The following is a 23,451-nucleotide window of genomic DNA, read 5'->3' on the forward strand; positions in this document are numbered from 1 at the left end:
CGAAAGCGGCTTGTCAGCCTTGCCAAGGCCCTATTGTTCATCGCATTTTGGCACCCATGCGCCCCGCCATTCTCGATCCGCTGTTTTCTCCCGTTTCGGGCCTTCCGGGCGTCGGCCCGAAGATCTCGGAGCTTTTCGTCAAGCTGCTTGGGCGCGAGACACCGGAGGATTGCCGGGTTATCGATCTCCTGTTCCATGCGCCCTCCTCGCTGATCGACCGCCGCAACCAGCCGGGAATCGCCCGCGCCCCGCAAGGGGCGATCGTGACGATCACGGCGCGCGTCGATCGGCATCAGGCGCCGCCGCGCGGCAATCGCAACGTTCCCTACCGGGTCTTCCTGCATGACGAGACGGGCGAGCTGACGCTCGTCTTCTTCCGCGGCCAGGCGGCGTGGCTGGAAAAGCAGTTGCCGATCGACGAGGACGTAACCGTCAGCGGCAAGGTCGACTGGTTCAACGGCCGCGCCTCGATGGTTCACCCAGATTACATCGTCAAGGCAAGCGAGGGTGAGAACCTGCCGCTGGTCGAGCCGATCTATCCGCTGACGGCGGGGCTTTCCCCGAAGACGCTGCGCAAGATCATCGAGGCGGCGCTGCCGCGCATGCCGGAGCTGCCGGAATGGATCGATCTTTCGCTGTCGCAGAAACAGGGCCTGCCCTCCATCCGCGACAGTTTCCATATGTTGCACGAGCCGCGGGATACGTCCGACATAGACCCGCAAACCCCTGCCCGGCGCAGGCTCGCCTATGACGAATTCCTCGCCGGCCAGCTGTCCTTGGCGCTGGTGCGGCAACGGCTGCGAAAGGTCGCCGGCCAGCCCGTGCATGCCACCGGAGAAATCAGCAGCAAGATATTGCGGGGCCTTCCCTTTTCGCCGACGAGCAGCCAGACGCAGGCCGTTGCCGACATTCTGAGGGACATGGCCGGCAATGAGCGCATGCTGCGGCTGCTTCAGGGCGATGTCGGCTCCGGCAAGACGCTGGTGGCGCTGCTTTCGATGGCTGCCGTCATAGAAAGCGGCGGACAGGCCGTGCTGATGGCACCGACCGAAATCCTCGCCCGCCAGCATCATGCGACAATCTCGAAATTCGCCGATGCCGCCGGGCTTGCCGTCGAGGTGCTGACGGGTCGCACCAAGGGGCGCGAGCGCGAGGATATTCTCGAGCGTATCGCGTCCGGCGAAGCGCAGATCATTATCGGCACGCATGCGCTCTTCCAGGAGAGCGTCAACTACAAGAACCTGATGCTGGCCGTCGTCGACGAGCAGCACCGTTTCGGCGTGCACCAGCGCCTGCGGCTGACGGCGAAGGGCATCTCGCCGCATATGCTGGTCATGACCGCAACGCCGATCCCGCGCACGCTCGTGCTGGCGGCCTTCGGCGACATGGATGTCTCCAAACTGACGGAGAAGCCGGCGGGGCGAAAGCCGATCCAGACGATCACCGTGCCGGCCGAGCGCACGGGCGAGATCGTCGGCCGGCTGAAGAGTGCGCTCGCCGACGGCAAGAAGGCCTACTGGATCTGCCCGCTGGTGGAAGAATCCGAAGAGCTCGATCTGATGTCGGTGGAAGAGCGACATGCGACGCTAGTCTCGGCCCTCGGCCCCGGCATCGGCCTCATCCACGGGCGCATGAGCGGACCGGAGAAAGATGCGGTCATGCTGGCCTTCAAGAGCGGCGAATTGCGGCTGCTGGTGGCAACGACCGTTGTCGAGGTCGGCGTCGACGTGCCGGATGCGACGATCATGGTGATCGAACATGCCGAGCGCTTCGGCCTGGCGCAGCTGCACCAGCTTCGCGGCCGTGTCGGGCGCGGAGACGAGGCCTCGACCTGTATCCTGCTCTACAAGGGGCCGCTTGGCGAAACCGGCCATGCCCGGCTTTCGATCATGCGTGAAACGGAAGACGGTTTCCGCATTGCCGAGGAAGATCTGAAACTGCGCGGCGAAGGCGAGCTTCTCGGCACGCGCCAGTCCGGCACGCCGGGTTTCCGGATCGCGAGCCTGGAGGCGCATGCCGATCTCCTGGAGATCGCCCGCAAGGATGCAGCCTATCTTATCGAGCGCGATCCCGAACTGACGAGCGAGCGCGGCGAGGCCGTGCGCACCCTGCTCTATCTCTTCCGCCGCGATGAGGCGATCCGGTTCCTGAGAGCGGGTTAGAGCCTAATCGACCTTCGATATCGCCTTCGGCTTGGGGCGCAGGACCGGAACATGTTCCGGGGCGACAAGGCCGCCCGATATCAGGAACTTGGCGGCATCTTCCGGGCTCATGTCGAGCACGGTGATCTTGTCGCGCGGCACGAAGATCAGGAATCCGGCCGTCGGCACCGGCGTCGGCGGCAGGAAGACGGCGACCATATCCTGCCCCATCGCGTTGAACTTCGATGCGATCTCGCCCTTGGCGTCGGTGGCGACGAAAACCAGCGACCACAGGCCCGGCCCCGGATATTCGATGAGGCCGACCTTCTTGAAGGAATTCGACTGCTCCTTCAGCACCGTTTCGAAGATCTGCTTCACGCTTCTGTAGATGGTGCGCACCAGAGGCATGCGCTGGACGATCGATTCGCCGAAACGGACGATGCTCTGGCCGATCAGGTTCTTGCCGAGGAAGCCGACAATGGTGATCAGCACCACGGCGATCAGCAGGCCGAAACCGGGAATGGCGACGTTGATATAACTCTCGGGGTTCCAGCGTGCCGGGATATAGGGCCGCACCCAGCTGTCCGACCAGTGGATGAAGGTCCAGGTCAGCCAGATCGTGATGGCGATCGGTGCGCAGATGATCAAACCAGCGAGAAAATTATTCCTCAGCCGCATGGCGACCGGCACTCGGGGGGCCTTATCGGTCATCTTTTCTGATGAACTCCGTTTCAGTCTCTAGACAGGCCGTTTCACCGGCCTTCCCCCTGTGTCCGCAGGCACAAAATTGCCAGAATTCGCGTTGCTGCACAACATGTTTCAGCCCATTCGGGCTTACTCCACAGTCACCGATTTTGCGAGGTTGCGCGGCTGGTCGACATCGGTCCCCATGAAGACCGCCGTGTGATAGGCGAGCAGCTGGATCGGCAGCGAGAAGATCATCGGCGCGATGATCTCATCGACAACGGGAAGCGTGATCGTCGCCATGGTCGGCAGCTTGGAGGCGGCAGCACCGGCCTCGTCGGTGATGAAGATGATGCGGCCGCCGCGGGCAGCCACTTCCTGCATGTTGGAGACGGTCTTTTCGAAGAAACGGTCGTAGGGGGCGATGACGATGACGGGCATGTTTTCATCGATCAGCGCGATCGGCCCATGCTTCAATTCGCCGGCGGCATAACCTTCGGCATGGATGTAGGAGATTTCCTTGAGTTTCAGCGCGCCTTCCATGGCAAGCGGGAAACTGGTGCCGCGGCCGAGATAGAGCACGTCCTTGCACTTGGAAAGTTCGCGCGACAGGCTTTCCATCTGCGGCTGGATGAGGTTGAGCACGCGGCTCATGACGCGCGGCATTTCCGCCAGATGGCGCACCATCGCCTTCTCGTCGTCGGCGCCGATCGTGCCGCGGGCGCGGCCGGCGCCGATGGCGAGCGAGGCAAGCACGGCCAGCTGGCAGGTGAAGGCCTTGGTGGAGGCGACGCCGATTTCCGGGCCGGCCATGATCGGGAAGACGGCATCGGATTCGCGGGCAATGGTCGATTCGCGCACGTTGACGACGGCGCCGATCTTCAGGCCGTTGTCCTTGCAGTAACGCAGCGACGCCAATGTGTCGGCGGTTTCGCCCGACTGCGAGATGAAGAGCGCGGCCTGCGAGGACTGCAGCGGCATTTCGCGGTAGCGGAATTCGGAGGCGACATCGATTTCGACCGGCAGGCGCGCGTAGCGCTCGAACCAGTATTTGCCGATCAGCCCGGCAAGATAGGCGGTGCCGCAGGCGGAGATCGCAAGGCCGGTCGCCGCCTTGAAGTCGATCGCGGATGCATTCGGGCTGATCGTATTGGCGGCGAAATCCACATAGTGGCTGAGCGCGTGGGAGATGACCTCCGGCTGCTCGTAGATTTCCTTCTCCATGAAATGACGGTGATTGCCCTTGTCGACCACATAGGCGGTCGCCTGGGAAACCTGGCGCGGGCGTTTGACCACCTTGCCGGAGAAATCGAGCACGGTCGCGCCGTCGCGGGTGATGATCGCGCAATCGCCATCGACGAGATAGGTGATTTCGTTGGTGAAGGGCGAAAGCGCGATGGCATCGGAGCCCAGGAACATTTCGCCCCTGCCGTAACCGACGGCAAGCGGCGGGCCGGAGCGGGCGGCCATGAGCGTGCCGGGATCGCTCTTCAGCATGACGGCCAGCGCATAGGCGCCGGTGACGCGGTTCAGCATCTTCAGCATGGCATCACGCGGAGACAGGCCTTCACGCAGATATTTCGCCATGAGGTGAGCGACGACTTCCGTGTCGGTCTGGCTCTGGAAGGCGGCACCTTCGTGGGTCAGCTCGTCGCGCAGTTCGGAGAAATTCTCGATGATGCCGTTGTGGACGACGGCGACGCCGTCGACGAAATGCGGATGGGCATTGGTTTCGTTCGGCACGCCATGGGTGGCCCAACGCGTATGGGCAATGCCCGTCGTTCCCGGCAGCGGTTCGCTGTCCAGGCGCTTCTCGAGGTTGAAGAGCTTGCCCTCGGCGCGGCGGCGGTCCATCACGCCTTCATGGATGGTGGCAACGCCGGCAGAATCGTAACCGCGATATTCCAGCCGCTTCAGCGCATCGACGAGACGGCCCGCAACCGGCGCATTTCCGACGATCCCCACAATTCCACACATGCAAACGTCCCCTCAGGCATCAATATCGACGCCAGTCCTAGCGATTCCCGCTTATTTCTCAATTGGTCGTGCGGTCACTTTCGGTTTCCGCACGTTACGGAAGAGGGCTCAGCCCTTGGCCTTCTTCGCCGCCTTGATGGCGAGCGCGCGTTCGCGCAGGGCCTTCGCCCGCTCGGGCTTGACCTCCTGGCGGGCGCGACCGAAGGCGAGCGCATCGGCCGGCACATCGGCCGTGATGACGCTGCCCGAGGCAATATAGGCGCCGTTGCCGATCGTCACGGGAGCGACCAGCGAGGAATTGGAGCCGACGAAGGCATCCTTGCCGATGACGGTTTCGAACTTGTTCACCCCGTCATAATTGCAGGTGATCGTGCCAGCGCCGATATTGGTGCCCGATCCGACGACGGCGTCCCCGATATAGGTCAGATGGTTGACCTTGGCTCCCTCGCCGATCCTGCCGTTCTTGACCTCGCAGAAATTGCCGACCTTGGAGCCGGCCGAGAGATCCGCACCCGGGCGCAGGCGCGCGAAAGGACCGACCGTTGCGCCTTCGCTCACATGCGCGCCCTCGATATGCGAGAAGGCGTGGATGACCGCGCCACCGTCGATGACCGCGCCGGGGCCGAAGACGACGTTCGGCTCGATCAGCGCGTCCTGGCCGATGACGGTATCGTAGCTGAGAAAAACCGTTTCCGGGGCAATCATCGTGACACCCGAAAGCATCAGCTCATGGCGGCGCCGCTCCTGCCAGAACCGCTCGATCGCGGCGAGTTCCGCACGGTTGTTGCAGCCGGTCATCTCGACCTCGGGCGCATCGACGGCGGTGACGCGACCGCCCAGCGAGCGGGCGATCTCGACGAGATCGGTCAGATAATATTCGCCCTTTGCGTTGCTGTTGCCGATGCGCGCCAAGAGGTCGAGCGCCTTGCGGCCATTGATCGCCATCAGGCCGCTGTTGCACCATTTGACGGCGCGTTCGGCATCGGTCGCATCCTTTTCCTCCCGGATGGCGATCAGCTCTCCATCCTTGACCAGCAGGCGGCCGTAGCCGGTCGGGCGCTCCGTATGGAAACCGATGACGACCACATCGCTGCCTTCGGCGAGCGCCTTGCGGGCTTCGAGCAGCGGGCCTGATGTCTGCAACGGCACATCGCCGTATGTCACGAGAATATCGTCATAGCCCTCGGCAATCGCCTCGCGGGCGGCGAGAACGGCGTGGCCGGTGCCGAGGCGCTGTTCCTGCAGATAGGATTGGATCTTCACGCCGCCGATCTCGGCAGCCTTCGCCACTTTCTCGGCGTCGCGGCCGACGACGAGCGCGACGGAGGAAATGCCGGTCGCCGCCACGGCATCGACGACATGGGCGATCATCGGCCGGCCGGCCACCTCATGCAGCACTTTCGACTTTGCGGATTTCATTCGCGTGCTGTCGCCGGCGGCGAGAATGACGGCAAGGCAGGTGCGTTCCATGGGCAGACTCCGAGAATCCATTGCTAGGCGGCTGTTCTGCCGCTCATAGCAGCAAGGCGAGGCTTCAAAAAGACGAAATCGGCAGGGAAACGATGGGCTCGGAGAGCGCGGAGAAGGCTTCGTGGACGTGTTCCCTGCCCTCGATGATGACATCCTCCATCGCCTTGCGCGCCGCGGCCGTGTCGCCTGCGGCGATGGCATCGACGATGCGCATGTGGGTTTCGGCGATGTTGGCGAAACCGCTCTGCGAGGGCGGCGTACTCATGCGGAACATGCCGACGAGTGCTGCTTCGATGAGCCCGCCGAGCGTGCGCATGAAGGGATTGTGCGATGCTTCGGAAACGGCAAGGTGAAACCGCAGGTCGGCAAGTGCCAGGCTGTCGGCGGTGTGGCCGCTTTCGGCCATGTCGAGCGCCAGGCCGCGCAGCAACTCGATCTCGGCCGGCTTTGCACGCTCGGCCACGAGACCGGCGGCAAATGGTTCGAAGGCCAGGCGGATATCGTAAAGGTGCAGGAGGAATTCTTCGCTCACACCGTTGGCGAAATGCCAGGAGATGATTTCGGTGTCGAACATGTTCCAGAAGTTCTTTTCCGTCACACGCGTGCCGACACGCGCCTTGGCAACGACCATGCCCTTGGCCGCGAGCGTCTTCATCGTTTCGCGCAGCACCGTGCGCGAGACCTTGAAGCGCTGCGCCAGCTCTCCGTCTCCAGGCAGGATCGTGCCGACGGGATAGGTGCCGGCGACGATTGCCCGGCCGAGTTCATCGACGACATGCGCGTGGCTTGTTCGGGTTCTTCGCCCTGCCTTTCGGGTTTCAAGCGGTCTGTCGCGCAATCCGTCACTCCTCCTAGCCATATCTCCTGTTCAGACCGGAAAGGAAAAGGATGGCCTTCTGCATTATCATGAACGCAAAAAGCAGCAGGCCAATCAGGATTTTTGTCCACCAGCTCGACAGCGTGCCGTCGAAAGTGATGTAAGTCTGAATGAGCCCCTGGATCAGCAGACCGATGAAGGTCCCTGCCACGAATCCCGCTCCTCCCGTCAGCAGCGTCCCTCCGATGACGACTGCCGCGATGGCATCGAGCTCGACACCCACCGCCGCAAGAGAATATCCGGCAGACGTGTATAGGGAAAAAACGATTCCGGATAGACCCGCCAGAAAACCCGACAATGCATAGATCTGGATCGTCGTGCGCGCCACCGGCACGCCCATCAGCTGCGCCGTCTGCACGCCGCCGCCCAGCGCATAGACATTGGTGCCGAAACGGGTGCGGTGGGCGATGAAGATGCCGGCCGCAAAGACGAGCAGCATGATGGTGCCGATCAGCGTCAGCCGGCCGCCGCCGGGCAGACGATAATAGAGGCTGGTCAGCGTCGAATAATATTCGTGATTGATCGGGATGCTGTCGATCGAGAGCACATAGGCCATGCCGCGGGCGAGGAACATGCCGGCAAGCGTGACGATGAAGGGCGGCATCTGCAGGAAATGGATGATCATGCCCATGACCGCGCCGAAAGCGGTGGTGATGACGAGAACGATCGCAAAGGCCGCCAGCGGGTGAATGCCGGTATTCTGCAGGATGACGGCCAGGAAAACGCCGGTGAAGGCGATGACCGAGCCGATCGACAGATCGATGCCGCCGGAAATGATGACGAAAGTCATGCCGACGGCGGCGATGCCGAGAAAGGCGTTGTCGGTCAGGAGGTTGCCGATGACGCGCGTCGACAGCATGTTCGGATATTGCAGCGTGCAGACCGCATAGGCGAGGATGAAGATGACGATCGTCGCCAGGAGCGGCAGGTATTTGGAATTCATTTGCGCTCTCCCGCGTCCGTCCGACGGCTCAGAAAGCCGGTCAGCGACGACATTGCCGGCGACTGGATGACCAGAATGACGATGATGATGACCGCCTTGATGATGAGGTTGAACTCCGGCGGGAAACCGGAGAGCAGGATGCCGGTATTGACCGCCTGAATGATCATGGCGCCGATCAGCGAGCCGACGATGCTGAAACGGCCGCCAAGCAGCGAATTGCCGCCGACAACCACCGCGAGGATGGCGTCGAGTTCCAGCCAGAGGCCGGCATTGTTGGCATCGGCCCCCTTGATGTCCGCGGCCACGATGATGCCCGCCACGGAAGCGCAAAGGCCGCTCAGCATGTAGACCGCCATCAGCAGCACCGGCGTCTGCACGCCCGATAGCGTGCTGGCGCGCCGGTTGATGCCGACCGCCTCGATCAGCATGCCGAGCGCTGTCCGGCGGACCAGCAGGATGACCAGCAGGCCGACAATCAGCCAGATGACGACAGGCATGGGCAGAAAGGCAAAGGAGCCGCTGCCGAAAAAGATCAGCCCGTCATCGTTGAAGGTCATGATGACGCCCTCGGTGATGAGCTGCGCTATGCCGCGGCCGGCGACCATAAGAACCAGGGTTGCAATGATCGGCTGGATATTGAGGACGGCGACGAGGAAGCCGTTCCAGACCCCGCAGAGCAGGCCGACGATGACAGTCAGCGCGAGCGTATAGGCAAGCGAATTGCCCTCGACGATCGACGAGGCGGCAACCGCGCCGCAGATCGCAATGACCGCGCCGACCGACAGGTCGATGCCCTTGGTGGCAATCACCAGCGTCATGCCGATCGCCAGCAGCGCCACGGGCGCGCCGCGATTGAGCACGTCGATGATGCTGCCATAGAGGCGACCGTTTTGAACAATGACATTAAGAAATTGCGGGAAGAAGCTGAAATTCAACAGAAGAACAACCAGAAGCGCAATCAATTGTGGCGCAAGACGAAAGCCAAGCGCCTTCAGCGAGGCAGTCATGCATCCTCCGTTCGTTTGTCGGCTGCAGCAATGGCATCAACGATGCCGGCGGCACTGATGCGCTCGCCGGTCAGTTCCGCGATATGTTCGCGATCGCGAAGCACGATGACGCGCGAGCTATAGGCAACCAGTTCCTCCAGCTCGGAAGAGATGACGATCAGCGACATGCCCCTGGCGCAAAGCTGCTCGATGAGCTTGATGATTTCGGCATGCGCACCGACATCGATGCCGCGCGTCGGTTCATCGAGGATCAGGAAATCCGGATTGGTGGCGAGCCACCGGGCAAGGATCGCCTTCTGCTGATTGCCGCCGGAAAGCAGCCGGATGGGCTTTTCCCGATCGGTCGTGCGGATATCGAGCGCCTTGATATAGTTGTCGGCGATCGCGTTCTGCTCGGCGCGCGAAAGCGGCCGCGCCCAGCCGCGGCGTGCCTGCAGGGCAAGCGCGATATTCTCGCGGATCGACAGGTCGCCGATGATGCCATCCGTCTTGCGGTCCTCCGGGCAAAAACCGAAGCCCCTGGCAATTGCCATGCGCGGGCTGGAGAGCGCCACAGGCTTTCCATCGATCTTTGCCACGCCGCTATCGGCGCTCTCGATACCGAAGAGAAGCTCGGCCGTTTCCGTGCGCCCCGAACCCAGAAGCCCCGCGATGCCGACAACCTCGCCGACGCGAACCTCGAGATCGAAGGGCTTCACCTTGCCGCGCTTTCCATAACCCTCGAAGGCATATCTGACCGCGCCGGCAGCAATTGCGTGTTGTCTTGCGGCGTGTTCCGTCTGGGCGAGTTCGCGCCCGAGCATCATGGCGATCAGGTTCTGCCGCGGCAGTTCGGCTGCCTCATGCGTCCCGACAAGCCGGCCGTTGCGCAGCACGGTGATGCGGTCGCTGACTGCATAGACCTGTTCCAGGAAATGAGTAATGAAGACAATGCCCAATCCGCGTTTTTTCAAGTCGTTTATGATGCCGAACAGCATTTCGACTTCGTGCGTATCGAGACTGGCGGTGGGCTCGTCGAGAATGAGGACCTTGCCTGAGAGATCGACGGCGCGGGCGATCGCCACGATCTGCTGGACGGCGACCGAATAGCGGTCGAGCTGCGCGGTCACGTCGATATCCAGGCCGTAGCCGGCCAGAAGCTCGCGGGCATTCCTGTTCATCGTGCGGGCATCGATCATGCCGAAACGCTTCGGCTGGCGGCCCAGGAACAGGTTTTCGGCAACGCTCAGGTTGGAGAGGAGGTTGACCTCCTGATAGACGGTGCCGATGCCGAGCTTCTGGGCGGCCAGCGTATCGGCCGGGTCGATCTCACCGCCATCCAGCGTCAGGCTTCCGGCGTCGCGACGATAGGCGCCCGTGATGCACTTGATGAGCGTCGATTTGCCGGCACCGTTTTCACCGAGAAGCGCATGTACCTCGCCCCGGCGCAGCGTGAAATCCACCTTGTCCAGGGCGATGGCGCCGGGGAAGAATTTCGATATGCCGGAGGCTGCGAGAATATTCTCGAAATTGTGAACCATGAGGGTTGCTGTTTCCTGATATTGCGCCTTGAGCCTGTACCAAACACGGGCATGACGCCCTGATGGTACCGGCAGTTCCGCACCGGCCCATGAGGGGCCGGTGCGGTTCCAGCTTCACATCAGTAACCCTGACCCTTCTTTTCCTCGTAGACCTTCATCGGATCGTCGGACTGGGTGTAGAGCTTCGATTCCGTCTGGATCCACTTCGGCGGCGCCTTCTTGTCCTTGAGGTAAGCGTCGAGCGCATCGAAGGCGGGGCCTGCCATGTTCGGCGTCAGTTCGACGGACGCGTTTGCCTCGCCTTCGGACATGGCCTTGAAGATATCGGGCACGGAGTCGATCGAAACGATCAGGATATCCTTGCCGGGCTTCAGGCCGGCTTCCTTGATCGCCTGGATGCCGCCGACAGCCATGTCGTCGTTATGGGCGTAGAGGGCGCAGATGTCCTTGCCGCCGTTTTCAGCCTTCAGGAAGCTTTCCATGACTTCCTTGCCCTTGGTGCGGGTGAAGTCGCCGGTCTGGCTGCGGACGATCTTGAAGTTGTCGTGGCCCTTGATGGCTTCCTCGAAGCCCTTCTTGCGGGCGATGGCGGGCGACGAACCCGTCGTGCCCTGAAGTTCGACGACATTGCACTTCTTGTCGCCGACGGTCTTGACCAGCCAATCGCCGGCAACCTTGCCTTCATGAACCTGATCGGAGGTGACAGCCGTCAGGTAGAGGTCATCGGGAGCCTTGATCGTGCGGTCGAGCAGGATGACCGGAATATTGGCTTCCTTGGCTTCCTTGAGAACGTCATCCCAGCCGGTTTCGACGACGGGAGCGATCAGGATGGCATCCACGCCCTGGGCGATGAAGGAACGGAGAGCCTTGATCTGATTTTCCTGCTTCTGCTGGGCATCGGCAAATTTCAGGTCGATGCCGCGCTTTTCAGCCTGCTGCTTCGTCACGGTCGTTTCAGCCGCGCGCCAGCCCGATTCCGAGCCGATCTGCGAGAAGCCAACCGTCAGGTTTGCAGCCGAAGCAGAACCGAACATGCAGGCAGCCAGAACCGTGGCACTCAAAAGTGCAGTCTTCAATTTCATGATTTCCTCCCAAAGCCGCTCCTCGCGGCGCAGGGTCAAAAAATCATATAGTATTACTTTTGTAAATCGGTATTTTAGTATGCGCTGCAGCAAAAAAGGCGCCCTTTTCAGGACGCCTTTTCGCAACTGCGAGTTACAAGATCAGATCATTGCGCCGGCAGCTTGTCGTCCACGCCTTCGACATAGAAGTTCATGCCGAGCAAGGTGGCGTCATCGGCCTTTTCGCCGGCCTTGAGCCAGGGCGTCCCGTCCTGCTTGTTGATCGGACCGGTGAAGGGATGCAGTTCGCCGGACTTGATCTTGGCTTCGGTTTCCTCGGCCATCTTCTTCACGTCGTCAGGCATGTTCGTGTAAGGCGCCATCTTGAGGATGCCGTCCTTCAGCCCGTCCCAGCTCTGCTCGGACTTCCAGGTGCCGTCCAGAAGCGCATGGACGCGCTTGGAGTAGTAGTTGCCCCAGGTATCGACGATTGCCGTCAGCTGCGCCTTCGGGCCGGCTGCGATCATGTCGGACGCCTGGCCGAAGGCATGGATGCCGCGTTCTTCGGCAACCTGCATCGGCGCGGTCGTGTCGGTATGCTGCGTCAGCACATCGACGCCCTGGTCGATCATGGCCTTGGCGGCGTCGGCTTCCTTGCCCGGATCGAACCAGGTGTTGACCCAGATGACCTTCAGCTTGAAGCTCGGATCGACGGACCGGGCGCCCTGCTCGAAGGAGTTGATGCCCATCACCACTTCCGGAATCGGGAAGGAGGCGATGTAGGCGGCACCGTGATTCTTCGACGTCTTGGCGGCGATCTGGCCGAGGATGTAGCGGCCTTCGTAGAAGCGCGAGTTGTAGGTCGCCAGATTCGGGCCGGCCTTGTAGCCGGTGCCGTGTTCGAACTTGACGTCCGGGAACTTGGCGGCGACCTTGACCGTCGCGTCCATGAAGCCGAAGGACGTCGTGAAGATCAGCTTGCAGCCGGAACGGGCGAGACGCTCGATGGCGCGCTCGGCATCCGGGCCTTCCGGCACGTTTTCAAGGTAAGGCGTTTCGATCTTGTCGCCGAACTCGGCCTGGACCTGCTGGCGGCCGACATCGTGCGCCTGCGAATAGCCGCCGTCATTGTGCGCTCCGACATAGACGAAGCAGACCTTCGTCTTGTCCGCAGCCGCGGCGGCGGAGGAGATGCCGATTACGGCTGCGGCCGTTGCGGCAAGTGTGAGTGCGAACTTCTTCATGATGACCCCTGTTGGTTTGAAGATTTTCCGGAAACCCGTCTTGATGTTCTTGTTCTATCGCTCCGGCACGAAGGCTTTTCCAAGCGACGCGGGCGTGTTGATCAACGTCGTGCGCCGATTATGAGAAATGATGATGAGAACCACAATAGTCGCGGCGTAGGGCAGCATCGAAAGGAACTGCGCGGGGATGCCGAGACCGAAGGCCTGCGCATGGAGCTGCAGGATCGTGACCGCTCCGAAGAGATAACCGCCGGCAAAGACCCGCCATGGGCGCCAGGAAGCGAAGACGACCAGCGCCAGCGTGATCCAGCCGCGGCCGGCCGACATGTTTTCCACCCATTGCGGCGTGTAGACGAGCGACAGCTGCGCGCCGGCAAGGCCCGCGCAGGCGCCGCCGAACATTACGGCCAGGTAGCGTGTGCGGATGACGTGAATGCCGAGCGCATGGGCTGAGCCGTGACTGTCGCCGATCGCCCGCAGTTTCAGGCCGGGACGGCTTCTGAACAGGAACCAGCTGACGCCGAAGAGCAATGCGATCGACAGGTAGAAAATCAGGTCCTGCTTGAAGAGGACCGGGCCGATCACCGGAATGTCGGACAGGACGGGAACGACGATCTCTTTCAGCTGGATGCCGGGTACGCTGACATAGGGCTCGCCGAGCTGGCCGGAGACGCCGAGCCCGAGCAGGGTCAGCGCCAGGCCGGTCGCCACCTGGTTTGCCACCAGCGTCAGCGTCAGGAAAGCGAAGAGCAGCGAGAAAAGTGCGCCGGCGACGATACCGCAGACGATGCCGACATAGGGCGAACCGGAGATCTGCGAACCGGCAAAGGCGGCGACGGCGCCCATGATCATCATGCCCTCGACGCCGAGATTGAGGACGCCGGAGCGCTCCGTCACGAGTTCGCCGAGGGCTGCGATGACAAGCGGAGTGGAGGCGGTGATGACCGTCAGAAGAATGGCTTCGAAGATGCTCATACGGCGCCGCCCCTGACTCGCGACCAGACGATGCGGATTTTGTAATAGATCAGTGTGTCGCAGGAGAGCACGAAGAACAGGATCAGCCCCTGGAAGACGCGCGTGACCTTGTCCGAAACGCCGATCGAAAGCTGCGCCGCCTCGCCGCCCAGATAGGTCAGGGCCAGCACGAGGCCCGACGCGACGATGCCGAGCGGATTGAGACGGCCAAGGAAGGCGACGATGATGGCGGTGAAGCCATAGCCCGGCGAGATCGCCGGCTGCAGGTGGCCGATCGAGCCCGAGACCTCGCAGATGCCGGCAAGGCCGGCGAGCGCGCCGGAAAAGAGGAAGCTGAACCAGATCATCCTCTTTGACGAGAAGCCGGCAAAGCGCCCTGCCCGTTCCGACTGCCCAAGCACGACGATCTCGAAGCCCTTCAGCGTGAAGCGCAGCATGAACCAGACGAGGATTGCCGCGACGATGGCGAAAATGAAGGCCCAATGGGCACGGCCGGATTCCTCCCATATCGCCGGTACGATCGCCTCGGGGGCAAAATCGCGCGAGACGGGGAAGTTGAAGCCTTTCGGATCGCGCCATGCACCGCGGATCAGCCAGTCGAGATAGAGCTGGGCGATGTAGACCAGCATCAGCGACGTCAGGATCTCATTGGTATTGAAATGCGCTTTCAGGAGCGCTGGAATGGCGGCAAACAACGCGCCGCCGAGCGCGCCAAGGATCAGCATCAGCGGCAGCACGAGCGGCGAATGCCAGTCGTAGAAGACGATCGGGATATAGGAGCCGGTGATCGCGCCGATGGTGAACTGGCCTTCGGCGCCGATATTCCAGTTGTTGGAGCGGTAACAGACGGCAAGGCCGACGGCGATCAGAATCAAGGGTGCCGCCTTGACCGCCAGCTCGTGCAGCGACCAGACCTCCAGCAGCGGCTCGAGGAAAAAGGCGTCCAGCGCTTCGACCGGATCCTTGCCGAGCATGGCAAACATGATCGCCCCTGCAATCAGCGTCAGCACGAGGGCAAGAAGCGGTGAAACGAAGGTGAAGAGCCTTGAGACCTGCGGGCGCTTTTCAAGCTCAATGCGCATGAGCGGCCTCCGCGGCATGCCTGCCGTCATGCAAACCGCCCATCAGCAGGCCGATCTTTTCGCGCGTCAGTTCGCCGGCCGCATAGGGCCTGGAAAGACGGCCCTCCGAGATGACGGCGATATCGGTGGCCACTTCGAAGATCTCGTCGAGATCCTGGCTGATGACGACGACGGCCGATCCTGCTTTTGCCAGGTCGACCAGCGCCTGGCGGATGCGGCTGGCCGCACCGGCATCCACGCCCCAGGTCGGCTGGTTGACGACGAGCACCGCCGGCTGGCGGTCGAGCTCGCGGCCGACGATGAATTTCTGCAGATTGCCGCCGGAGAGCGAACCCGCTGCCGGATCATCCCCGCTCTTGCGCACGTCCATCGCTTCCGAAATGCGCCGGGCGGCGGATTTCACCGCGCCGTGGCGGATGATACCGAGAAAACCGAGGAAGGCCTTGCGGTCCGACTGGCTGCGGGCCAGGACCAGATTGTCTGAAAGTTTCATGGCGGAAACGGCCGCGTGGCCATGCCGCTCTTCCGGCACGAAGCCGGCGCCAAGCAGACGGCGGGCAGTAATGCCCTGCGTGCCGACGGGTTTCCTGCGAATGACGATCGCCTCGGCCGAGGCGACGGGATATTCGCCGGACAGCGCATCGAAGAGTTCGCTCTGGCCGTTGCCCGCGACACCGGCAATGGCGAGGATTTCGCCGGAGCGCACGGTCATGGAAACATCGCGCAGCGGCATGGCGAAGGGCGTGCGGGCGGCAACCGAGAGGTTTGCGACGGCAAGCTGTATTTCACCCTTGTCGCTTCGCTCGGGATGGGTGACGGCTGCGACCTCGCTGCCGACCATCATGCGGGCGAGAGAGGCCGGCGTTTCCTGCTTCGGGTCGCAGGCGCCGGTCACGCGGCCATGGCGCAGCACGGTGGCGCGGTCGCAGATGCGCTGCACCTCCTCCAGGCGGTGGCTGATATAGAGAACGGAACGGCCTTCGGCGCGCAGCTTGAAGAGCGTTTCGAAGAGCCTGTCGGCCTCCTGCGGCGTCAGCACCGAGGTCGGTTCGTCGAGAATGATGAGCTTCGGGTTCTGCAGGAGCGCCCGGACGATTTCGATGCGCTGACGCTCGCCGACGGAGAGATCGGCGACATGGGCATGCGGATCGAGCGGCAGGCCATAGGCCTCGGACAGCGCCCTCGCCTCCTCGGCGATCCTGCCGATCGGAATTCCGTCATCGAGCGAGAGCGCGATATTTTCGGCGACGGTCAGCGCCTCGAACAGCGAGAAATGCTGGAAGACCATGCCGATGCCGAGCTTGCGCGCCTCGCCCGGCGAATTGATCGCAACCGGTCTCCCCTGCCAGAGGATATGCCCGTCCGTCGGCTCGAGAACGCCGAAGAGCATCTTGACCAGGGTGGATTTGCCTGCACCGTTTTCGCCGAGAAGCGCATGAATTTCGCCCGGCGCTATATCGAGATCGATTTCATTGCAGGCGGCGAAGCTGCCGAAGAATTTCGTGAGCTTCTGAACCGATAACAACGCACCGGAAGCCGGCACATTCAATGGCGACACGTTCCCCTCATTTCTTCTGCCGACCGGTCCGTTCGGATCTCATGGAATCAGCAGCGTCGTTCCGGTTGTTTTTCTTGTTTCCAGATCCGCGTGAGCCCGCCCAACCTCACGCAGCGGATAGGTTTGATTGATATTGATACGCACTTTGCTGCTGCGCACAACATCAAATAGATTGTTTGCACAATCGGTAAGTTCCTGGCGCGTGGCAATATAAGTGAAAAGCGTGGGGCGCGTTGCATAGAGCGAACCCCTCTGTGCGAGATGCGCCATGGTGAAATTCTCGATCGCGCCCGAAGACTGGCCAAAGGAGGCGAAGAGGCCGCGCGGCTTCAGACAGTCCAGCGATTGCGGAAAAGTGTCGCGGCCGATCGAGTCATAGACCACATCGACGCCTTTGCCGCCGGTGATCTCCCGCACGCGCTCGGCGAAATTTTCGGTCTTGTAATTGATGACATGGTCATAGCCGTGTTCGAGCGCCAGTTGCACCTTGTCGGCCGAACCTGCCGTGCCGATGACGGTGGCGCCGAGCGCCTTTGCCCACTGGCCGGCAATGAGGCCGACACCGCCGGCTGCGGCATGGAAGAGCAGCACAGTCTCGGGACCGACCTTGAACGTGCGGTTCAGGAGATATTCCGCCGTCATGCCTTTCAGCATCATCGCCGCAGCCGTTTCCAGGCTGATGCCGTCAGGCACCTTCACGAGGTGTTTCGTATCGATGTTGCGTTCGGCGCTATAGGCGCCATCGGCGCTGGCATAGGCAACGCGGTCGCCCACGGCAAAACCGGCAGCACCCGGTCCGACCGAGGTGACGATGCCCGCACCTTCCTTGCCTGTGACGAAAGGCAGGTGCGGAGCCTTGTAGGTGCCGTCGCGGAAATAGACGTCGATGAAATTCAGGCCGATCGATTGCTGCCGGATCTGCACCTGCCCCTCGGACGGCGGCGGCAGATCGATATCGACATATTCGAAAACCTCGGGTCCGCCGTTCCTGGAAAAGGAAACCGCCTTCGTCTTTGTCATTTCAGTCTACCTCACTTGCGTCCGAGTGCGGGGAAGAATTGGAGTATTGCGCCGATGACGTAAAGATAGATGCCGCTCACGATGAAGAGAACGACGGCCCATTGCGGCATGTTGAAATGCATCAGCAGCGAATAGGCGCCGAGCGCCGACCACAGGAAGAAGATGCCGAGGTTCAGCGGGCGCAGGCGCTGCACGCGCACGGGATGCAGGAAGTTGATCGGCAGGAAGGTGAGGACGACGGAGACGGTGACGACGGCAAAGGCCGTCACCTCGCTCGCATGCATGACGAAGAGCGTGAAGATCACCATGTTCCAGACGACGGGGAAGCCCGAGAAGAAATATTCCTCCGTCTTCATGCCCATGTCGGCATAGTAGATGGCGCTGGAGACGACGATCATGCCGGCAGCCACAAAGGACCAGGGCTCGCCGATCATGCCGCTCTGATAGAGCGCAAAGGCCGGCAGCAGCACATAGGTCACGTAATCGATGATATTGTCGAGCGTATCGCCCGACCAGTTGGGCAGAACCTCCTTGACACGCACCTTGCGCGCGATCGGCCCGTCGATGCCGTCGACCAGCAATGCCAGGCCCAGCCACCAGAACATGTCGATGAAGCGGTGCTCGGCAGCGGCGACCACGCCAAGAAAGGCCAGAAAAGAACCGGACGCCGTCAGAATATGGACGGAAAATGCGCGCATTTCCGCATAAGGAACGCGCTTATAGTTGAAGATTTTCATGTTCCCCCGTACCACCTGTCGCGCGCCCCGCGCCGCGGCGGGCGTCGTTTTTTCTTGAAGCGTGCCGCGATCTTTCGGATCTCGCGACGCACTTCACGTTTTTGTTTGACGCATGTCCTTGCCACAAAAGCGCTGAACGCTTTCGCGTGACGTGCTTTAATATGCATCCTTTGAATAGCTTAGCCAGCGCAAAAGCGACAGTTTACCACAGGCGGCTTTATCCTGACCGTGACATGCATATTTCGCTCCCCTGCCGTGCGATGGAATGGATTGCCTTTAATTCAGCGGGGTTTTGTAATATCTGCCTCGAATGTGATGATCATCTTGCGAACGACGAGTCCGATATCGAAATGAACGCTCCTGCAAAGACCGAAGAATTCGCCTCCGCCATTCCCGCCGGCGTCTATGCCGAGACGGTGCTGAGCGTGACGCATTATACCGACCGGCTCTTCCGCTTCACGATGACGCGGCCGGATGGCTTCCGTTTCCGCTCGGGCGAGTTCGCGATGATCGGCCTTATGGTCGAGGGCAAGCCGATCTTCCGCGCCTATTCGATCGCAAGCCCGGCCTGGGCCGAAGAGCTGGAATTCTTCTCCATCAAGGTGCCGGACGGGCCGCTGACCTCGCATCTGCAGCTCATCAAGCCGGGCGACCAGGTGCTGATGCGCAAGAAGCCGACGGGCACGCTGGTTCTCGATGCGCTCACTCCCGGCAAGCGCCTCTACATGTTCTCCACCGGTACCGGCATTGCGCCTTTCGCGAGCCTGATCCGCGATCCGGAAACCTATGAGAAGTTCGAGGAGGTCATCCTCACCCATACGACGCGCGAGATTTCCGAATTGAAATACGGCTTCGATCTCGTCAACGAGATCCGGAACGACGAGCTCCTGCAGGAAGTCGTCGGCGACAAGCTGCGCCATTACGCGACCGTCACCCGCGAGGATTTCGCCTATCGCGGCCGCATCACCGACCTGATTTCCTCGGGCAAGCTCTTCACCGATCTCGGCGTTCCGCCGCTCGACCCGACAGTTGACCGCGGCATGATCTGCGGTTCTTCCGCCATGCTGAAGGACACGAAGGAGCTTCTGGAAAAGGCCGGCCTCGAAGAAGGCGCCAACAGCAAGCCCGCCGAATTCGTCATCGAGCGCGCCTTCGTCGGCTGAGGCAGCGTTACAGACCAGCATGCGACGGCTCCGGAAACGGGGCCGTTTCTATTTCTATTTCTGGCTGAGGTAGTCGATGAGATCGGCCATGTTTTTCCGCGCCTGCTCGATCTCCCCCTCATGGATCGCCCTGATGACCGCGACATGATGCGAGATGGAACGGTCCATGCGCTCCGGATTGGCGGTCTTGTACCAGAGGCGTCGGGAATGGGTCTGGACCGGCCCGAGCGCGGCGGTGATGAAGCGGTTCGGGCAGGCATCCTCGAGGATTTCGTCGAAAGCCTTGTCGGCGGCGAAGAAGCCCGAGAGATCGCCGCTGACGGCGCAGTCCTCCATGGCACGGGCGCAGGCCACGAGGCGGGATCGCTGCTCCTCATCGGCCGCGTCGGCTACCAGTGCCGCCGCGGCCGGCTCCAGCTTGCGGCGCACCTGCATGACATTGGCGTGGTCTTCGGCATGAATTTCGGCGATCTGCAGGCCGACGCGCGGCTTGACGACAATGAGGCCCTGCCAGGCGAGCTTCTGGATCGCCTCGCGAACCGGTGTGCGGCCGTGACCGGCCAGATCGATCAGCTGCTTTTCCGTCACCAGCGCGCCTGGCGCCAGAGCCAGCGTCACGATAGCGTGCTCGAGCGCCAGATAGGCGAGATGGCTTAGAGATTCCTGCATGCGGGCGAATCCGGGACTGATATATCAATACTGGCACGGTTAGATGCCAAAGACAAGTTATCCTGATATATCAAAGCCATGCAGGGACGAGAATTCCCCTCTATTCGTGGCGCAGTGCTTCGATCGGATTGAGCTGTGCTGCCCGGCGCGCCGGGAAGAAGCCGAAAATCATGCCGATCGCCGCCGAAAAGACGAAAGCGACGAAAATGATGAGCGGGCTGACGACGAAGGGCACATTGAGGAAGCTGACCGTACCATATGCGAGCGTCAGCCCGAGCATGATGCCGGCTATGCCGCCGAAGAGCGACAGGGCGACGGCTTCGACGAGGAATTGCGTCAGAACCTGATTTTCAAGGGCGCCGATCGCAAGACGGATGCCGATCTCGCGCGTGCGTTCCGTCACCGAGACCAGCATGATGTTCATGATGCCGATGCCGCCGACGAGCAGGCTGACGGCCGCGACCGCGCCCAGCAGCCCGGTCAGCAATGTCGTCGTGCCGGTCATGGCTTCGGCGATCTGCGTCATGTCGTTGACGTTGAAATCGTCCTGACGGCCGGGAATGATCTTGCGGCGCTCGCGCAGCAGGTTCTCCACATCGGCCTGCACTTTCGACGTGGAAACACCGTCTCGCGCCGAGATGAGGATCGTCGGCACGTTGGAACTGCCGCTGATGCGCCGCTGGAAGACCTTGACCGGCATGATGACCACATCGTCCTGGTCGTTGCCCATGCCGGACTGACCACGCTTTGCGAGGACGCCGATGACCGGGCAGGAAACTTTGCCGACGCGGATCTGCTGGCCGGTCGGATCGGCGGCGCCGAAGAGCTGTTCACGCACGGTCTCGCCGATGATGCAGCGCGACTGGCCGCGCTCTTCCGCCGGGGTAAACTGGCGGCCCAGCGACAGATCCCAGTCCTGGGCGACGAAATAGTCGTTGGTGGTGCCGTAGACGGTGGTGGAGTGGTTCTGGCCGCCGAAGATGACCGTCGCGGTCGACTGGTTGGACGGGGCGACGGCCCGCAGACCGGGGATCTGGTCGCGGATCGCCTCGACATCCTTCAGCGAAAAGCGCCGCGCTTCGGAACTGGCCCGGCCGGGACCGAACTGGCCGGGGCGCACGAAGAGCATGTTGGTGCCGAGGCGCGAGAGTTCCGTCGAAACCTGCGCCGTCGTGCCGTTGCCGATCGTAACAAGCGCGATGACGGCGGCGACGCCGATGACGACGCCAAGCACGGTCAGGAAGGAGCGCAGAAGATTGCGGCTGATGGCGCGCAGCGCCAGCTTCAGCGTCTCAAAGAACATGTTCCGCCCTCCGCTGGTGCTCCACTTCGGTCTCCAGCTTGCCGTCGACGAAGCGCAGCAGGCGTCCTGCATAGGCGGCGATATCCGGTTCGTGCGTGACCATGACGATGGTAATGCCCTGCTCGCGGTTCAGCCGCGTCATCAGGTCCATGATTTCGATACTGGTCTTGGTGTCGAGATTGCCGGTCGGCTCGTCTGCGAGCAGCAGGGCCGGCTCGGTGACGATGGCGCGGGCAATCGCCACACGCTGCTGCTGACCGCCGGAGAGTTCCTGCGTCTTGTGATGTTCCCTGCCCGACAGGCCGACGAGGCCGAGCGCTTCCCTCGCCCGCCTGCGCCGCTCGCCGACAGCCATGCCGCGATAGATCAGCGGCAGTTCGACATTTTCGACGGCCGAGGTGCGCGGCAAGAGGTTGAAACCCTGGAAGACGAAGCCCAGCATATGGCGGCGCAGAAGGGTCAGCTGGCCGCGATCGAAGCCGCTGGTCGAAATGCCCTGGAACACATAATCGCCCGAGGTCGGCACATCGAGGCAGCCGAGAATATTCATCGCCGTGGACTTGCCGGAGCCGGACGGCCCCATGATCGCGACGAATTCATGCGTGCGGATCGCAAGATCGACGCGGTCGAGCGCGCGGATGGCCGCAGCGCCTTCGCCGTAGATTTTCGAGACCTGCCTGAATTCGAGAAGCGGCGGAGGTTCCATCGTCGCCCCCGTCAGTTCGTCCGCGCCGACGCATCGGTGATGACTGCATCCTTTTCGGTGAGTTCACCTGATGTGACCTGCGTGAACTGGCCATCGGACGAACCGACCTGGATCACGACGGGCGCGGGACGACCGTTGCGCAGCACCCAGACGCGGCGCTCGGTGCCGGTGAGCTTGGAGTCACCGCCACCGCCGCTGCGGGGCGGGCGCGGCGGACGCAGCAGGCTGAAAATGCCCCGGCCGCCACGTGTTTCGGTCTGGGGCGGTGCGTAACGCAGGGCCGCATTCGGCACCATCAACGTATCCTTGACGGCTTCGACGGTGATATCGGCGGTCGCCGTCATGCCGGGGCGCAGCAGCAGGTCGGCATTGTCGACCGACAGGACCGCCTTGTAGGTGACAACATTGTTGACCACTTCGGAGGCAAAGCGGATCTGCTCGATGACGGCCGGGAACGTGCGATCGGGATAGGCATCGACCGTGAATGTCGCCTTCTGGCCGACGGCGATCTGGCCGACATCGGCTTCGTCGACATCCACCTGCAGTTCCATCTTTTTCAGATCGCCGGCAATGGTAAAAAGCACCGGCGCCGAAAGCGAGGCGGCGACAGTGGCGCCCGGGTCGACGGAGCGGGTAAGGATCACGCCATCGATCGGCGAGACGATTTTCGCCTTGCCGAGATTGACTTCGGCAAGCTGCAGGTCGGCTTCCGAGGCCAGGACTTCGGCCTCGTTGATATCCTTGGCGGCGACGGCCGAGTCATATTTGTAGGTCGCATCGTCAAGGCTCTGCTGGGTGGAGACGTTGCTTTTCACAAGGCTCTTCAGGCGGTCGAGCGAGGTCGCGGCCGATTCCAGATCCGCATTCGCCTTGACCACATTTGCCTTTGCCGAATTGAGCTTGGCCCGCGAACTCTTCACATCGGCTTCCAGCTTGTTGGTATCGAGAACGGCCAGAACATCGCCCGCCTTGACGGTGCTGTTGTAATCGACATTGACGTCGCGCATCGTGCCCGACAATTCGCTCGATATATCCACCTGCTCGGTCGGCTGGACGGAGCCCGTGGCGGTGACGAGCACGGTCAGGTCGCCGCGCTTGACCGGCTGGGTCGTGTAGCTGAATTCGGCGCGGCCGCGGCCGGAATAGACATAGACGGCAGCCGCGGCAGCGAGGATCACGAGCACGAGAACGGCCAGCCGGCCGCGCCAGCGGCGGCCACTGCTCCGCTTGCCGGCAGCCAGCACGGCGGCCAGATCGGCATTCGCGCCCGTTACGGAACCGGTCTCTTTGCCAGCCTCCAGATTGTCCATGTCA

20 protein-coding genes are annotated in these 23,451 nt (G+C 62.1%); 2 read left to right on the forward strand and 18 right to left on the reverse strand.

Annotation, left to right across the window (positions count from 1 at the left end):
• The first annotated feature begins 56 nt into the window (after positions 1-56).
• Entirely contained in the window at positions 57-2,162 is a 2,106-nt protein-coding gene (recG, locus tag ACFPWW_RS01455; RefSeq protein WP_112758045.1) for an ATP-dependent DNA helicase RecG, read from the forward strand.
• Positions 2,163-2,165: 3 nt separating this feature from the next.
• Here recG and ACFPWW_RS01460 read toward each other — a convergent pair whose 3' ends face one another.
• The 14 genes from ACFPWW_RS01460 to pcsA all read right to left on the reverse strand — a co-directional run bounded on the left by ACFPWW_RS01460 (position 2,166) and on the right by pcsA (position 18,296).
• A complete protein-coding gene (locus tag ACFPWW_RS01460; protein ID WP_112567927.1) occupies positions 2,166-2,852 on the reverse strand; it encodes a DUF502 domain-containing protein in 687 nt (228 codons plus the stop codon).
• 123 nt (positions 2,853-2,975) lie between these two features.
• On the reverse strand, positions 2,976-4,802 hold the full coding sequence (gene glmS, locus ACFPWW_RS01465) for a glutamine--fructose-6-phosphate transaminase (isomerizing) (RefSeq protein WP_377310014.1): 1,827 nt from the start codon (positions 4,800-4,802) through the stop codon (positions 2,976-2,978).
• A gap of 108 nt (positions 4,803-4,910) precedes the next feature.
• The gene (gene glmU, locus ACFPWW_RS01470) at positions 4,911-6,272 is read right to left on the reverse strand and encodes a bifunctional UDP-N-acetylglucosamine diphosphorylase/glucosamine-1-phosphate N-acetyltransferase GlmU (RefSeq protein ID WP_112706161.1); all 1,362 of its coding nucleotides are present in this window, start codon (positions 6,270-6,272) and stop codon (positions 4,911-4,913) included.
• Positions 6,273-6,336: 64 nt separating this feature from the next.
• The gene (locus ACFPWW_RS01475) at positions 6,337-7,110 is read right to left on the reverse strand and encodes a FadR/GntR family transcriptional regulator (protein WP_112567933.1); all 774 of its coding nucleotides are present in this window, start codon (positions 7,108-7,110) and stop codon (positions 6,337-6,339) included.
• A gap of 13 nt (positions 7,111-7,123) precedes the next feature.
• Entirely contained in the window at positions 7,124-8,092 is a 969-nt protein-coding gene (yjfF, locus tag ACFPWW_RS01480) for a galactofuranose ABC transporter, permease protein YjfF (RefSeq protein WP_112567935.1), read from the reverse strand.
• Positions 8,089-9,099 carry an ABC transporter permease gene (locus ACFPWW_RS01485; RefSeq protein ID WP_112706160.1) on the reverse strand — a complete coding sequence of 337 codons (1,011 nt, stop codon included), beginning with the start codon at positions 9,097-9,099 and terminating at the stop codon, positions 8,089-8,091. Before ACFPWW_RS01485 ends, yjfF begins: the two co-directional genes overlap by 4 nt.
• On the reverse strand, positions 9,096-10,619 hold the full coding sequence (ytfR, locus tag ACFPWW_RS01490) for a galactofuranose ABC transporter, ATP-binding protein YtfR (protein WP_112567939.1): 1,524 nt from the start codon (positions 10,617-10,619) through the stop codon (positions 9,096-9,098). The genes ACFPWW_RS01485 and ytfR overlap by 4 nt, the downstream gene beginning before the upstream one ends.
• A 119-nt stretch (positions 10,620-10,738) precedes the next feature.
• Positions 10,739-11,701 carry a galactofuranose ABC transporter, galactofuranose-binding protein YtfQ gene (gene ytfQ, locus ACFPWW_RS01495; protein ID WP_112567941.1) on the reverse strand — a complete coding sequence of 321 codons (963 nt, stop codon included), beginning with the start codon at positions 11,699-11,701 and terminating at the stop codon, positions 10,739-10,741.
• Between the two features lie 146 nt (positions 11,702-11,847).
• Positions 11,848-12,924 carry a BMP family ABC transporter substrate-binding protein gene (locus tag ACFPWW_RS01500; protein WP_112567943.1) on the reverse strand — a complete coding sequence of 359 codons (1,077 nt, stop codon included), beginning with the start codon at positions 12,922-12,924 and terminating at the stop codon, positions 11,848-11,850.
• 54 nt (positions 12,925-12,978) lie between these two features.
• A complete protein-coding gene (locus ACFPWW_RS01505; protein ID WP_112567945.1) occupies positions 12,979-13,899 on the reverse strand; it encodes an ABC transporter permease in 921 nt (306 codons plus the stop codon).
• Positions 13,896-14,981 carry an ABC transporter permease gene (locus tag ACFPWW_RS01510; RefSeq protein WP_377310018.1) on the reverse strand — a complete coding sequence of 362 codons (1,086 nt, stop codon included), beginning with the start codon at positions 14,979-14,981 and terminating at the stop codon, positions 13,896-13,898. Before ACFPWW_RS01510 ends, ACFPWW_RS01505 begins: the two co-directional genes overlap by 4 nt.
• Positions 14,971-16,539 carry an ABC transporter ATP-binding protein gene (locus ACFPWW_RS01515; RefSeq protein WP_112567947.1) on the reverse strand — a complete coding sequence of 523 codons (1,569 nt, stop codon included), beginning with the start codon at positions 16,537-16,539 and terminating at the stop codon, positions 14,971-14,973. The genes ACFPWW_RS01510 and ACFPWW_RS01515 overlap by 11 nt, the downstream gene beginning before the upstream one ends.
• A 39-nt stretch (positions 16,540-16,578) precedes the next feature.
• On the reverse strand, positions 16,579-17,559 hold the full coding sequence (locus tag ACFPWW_RS01520; RefSeq protein ID WP_377310020.1) for a quinone oxidoreductase family protein: 981 nt from the start codon (positions 17,557-17,559) through the stop codon (positions 16,579-16,581).
• An 11-nt stretch (positions 17,560-17,570) separates the two neighbouring features.
• Entirely contained in the window at positions 17,571-18,296 is a 726-nt protein-coding gene (gene pcsA / locus ACFPWW_RS01525; RefSeq protein WP_112758051.1) for a phosphatidylcholine synthase, read from the reverse strand.
• 350 nt (positions 18,297-18,646) lie between these two features.
• On the opposite strand from pcsA, the gene ACFPWW_RS01530 reads away from it, so the two are divergent.
• Complete coding sequence (locus ACFPWW_RS01530) at positions 18,647-19,459, forward strand: ferredoxin--NADP reductase (RefSeq protein ID WP_377310023.1); 813 nt, start codon at positions 18,647-18,649, stop codon at positions 19,457-19,459.
• A gap of 54 nt (positions 19,460-19,513) precedes the next feature.
• On the opposite strand, the gene ACFPWW_RS01535 is transcribed toward ACFPWW_RS01530, so the two are convergent.
• The 4 genes from ACFPWW_RS01535 to ACFPWW_RS01550 form a co-directional block, all read right to left on the reverse strand.
• Entirely contained in the window at positions 19,514-20,128 is a 615-nt protein-coding gene (locus ACFPWW_RS01535; RefSeq protein WP_112567953.1) for a GntR family transcriptional regulator, read from the reverse strand.
• Between the two features lie 100 nt (positions 20,129-20,228).
• On the reverse strand, positions 20,229-21,431 hold the full coding sequence (locus tag ACFPWW_RS01540) for an ABC transporter permease (protein WP_112706155.1): 1,203 nt from the start codon (positions 21,429-21,431) through the stop codon (positions 20,229-20,231).
• Positions 21,421-22,137: an ABC transporter ATP-binding protein gene (locus tag ACFPWW_RS01545; RefSeq protein ID WP_377310026.1), complete on the reverse strand. Its 717-nt coding sequence runs from the start codon at positions 22,135-22,137 to the stop codon at positions 21,421-21,423. The genes ACFPWW_RS01540 and ACFPWW_RS01545 overlap by 11 nt, the downstream gene beginning before the upstream one ends.
• A gap of 11 nt (positions 22,138-22,148) precedes the next feature.
• Positions 22,149-23,447 (reverse strand): efflux RND transporter periplasmic adaptor subunit, encoded by a 1,299-nt coding sequence (locus ACFPWW_RS01550; RefSeq protein WP_377310028.1) that lies wholly within the window; start codon positions 23,445-23,447, stop codon positions 22,149-22,151.
• Positions 23,448-23,451 lie beyond the last annotated feature (4 nt).

Source organism: Rhizobium sp. GCM10022189 (assembly GCF_042656325.1).
Taxonomy (GTDB): domain Bacteria; phylum Pseudomonadota; class Alphaproteobacteria; order Rhizobiales; family Rhizobiaceae; genus Rhizobium.

What these genes read in the sequence shown, in the direction of transcription:
- recG (WP_112758045.1), top strand. Translation starts at nt 57, where the DNA reads ATGCGCCCCGCCATTCTCGATCCGCTGTTTTCTCCCGTTTCGGGCCTT.
- ACFPWW_RS01460 (WP_112567927.1), bottom strand. Translation starts at nt 2,852, where the DNA reads ATGACCGATAAGGCCCCCCGAGTGCCGGTCGCCATGCGGCTGAGGAAT.
- glmS (WP_377310014.1), bottom strand. Translation starts at nt 4,802, where the DNA reads ATGTGTGGAATTGTGGGGATCGTCGGAAATGCGCCGGTTGCGGGCCGT.
- glmU (WP_112706161.1), bottom strand. Translation starts at nt 6,272, where the DNA reads ATGGAACGCACCTGCCTTGCCGTCATTCTCGCCGCCGGCGACAGCACG.
- yjfF (WP_112567935.1), bottom strand. Translation starts at nt 8,092, where the DNA reads ATGAATTCCAAATACCTGCCGCTCCTGGCGACGATCGTCATCTTCATC.
- ACFPWW_RS01485 (WP_112706160.1), bottom strand. Translation starts at nt 9,099, where the DNA reads ATGACTGCCTCGCTGAAGGCGCTTGGCTTTCGTCTTGCGCCACAATTG.
- ytfR (WP_112567939.1), bottom strand. Translation starts at nt 10,619, where the DNA reads ATGGTTCACAATTTCGAGAATATTCTCGCAGCCTCCGGCATATCGAAA.
- ytfQ (WP_112567941.1), bottom strand. Translation starts at nt 11,701, where the DNA reads ATGAAATTGAAGACTGCACTTTTGAGTGCCACGGTTCTGGCTGCCTGC.
- ACFPWW_RS01500 (WP_112567943.1), bottom strand. Translation starts at nt 12,924, where the DNA reads ATGAAGAAGTTCGCACTCACACTTGCCGCAACGGCCGCAGCCGTAATC.
- ACFPWW_RS01505 (WP_112567945.1), bottom strand. Translation starts at nt 13,899, where the DNA reads ATGAGCATCTTCGAAGCCATTCTTCTGACGGTCATCACCGCCTCCACT.
- ACFPWW_RS01510 (WP_377310018.1), bottom strand. Translation starts at nt 14,981, where the DNA reads ATGCGCATTGAGCTTGAAAAGCGCCCGCAGGTCTCAAGGCTCTTCACC.
- ACFPWW_RS01520 (WP_377310020.1), bottom strand. Translation starts at nt 17,559, where the DNA reads ATGACAAAGACGAAGGCGGTTTCCTTTTCCAGGAACGGCGGACCCGAG.
- pcsA (WP_112758051.1), bottom strand. Translation starts at nt 18,296, where the DNA reads ATGAAAATCTTCAACTATAAGCGCGTTCCTTATGCGGAAATGCGCGCA.
- ACFPWW_RS01530 (WP_377310023.1), top strand. Translation starts at nt 18,647, where the DNA reads ATGAACGCTCCTGCAAAGACCGAAGAATTCGCCTCCGCCATTCCCGCC.
- ACFPWW_RS01535 (WP_112567953.1), bottom strand. Translation starts at nt 20,128, where the DNA reads ATGCAGGAATCTCTAAGCCATCTCGCCTATCTGGCGCTCGAGCACGCT.
- ACFPWW_RS01540 (WP_112706155.1), bottom strand. Translation starts at nt 21,431, where the DNA reads ATGTTCTTTGAGACGCTGAAGCTGGCGCTGCGCGCCATCAGCCGCAAT.
- ACFPWW_RS01545 (WP_377310026.1), bottom strand. Translation starts at nt 22,137, where the DNA reads ATGGAACCTCCGCCGCTTCTCGAATTCAGGCAGGTCTCGAAAATCTAC.
- ACFPWW_RS01550 (WP_377310028.1), bottom strand. Translation starts at nt 23,447, where the DNA reads ATGGACAATCTGGAGGCTGGCAAAGAGACCGGTTCCGTAACGGGCGCG.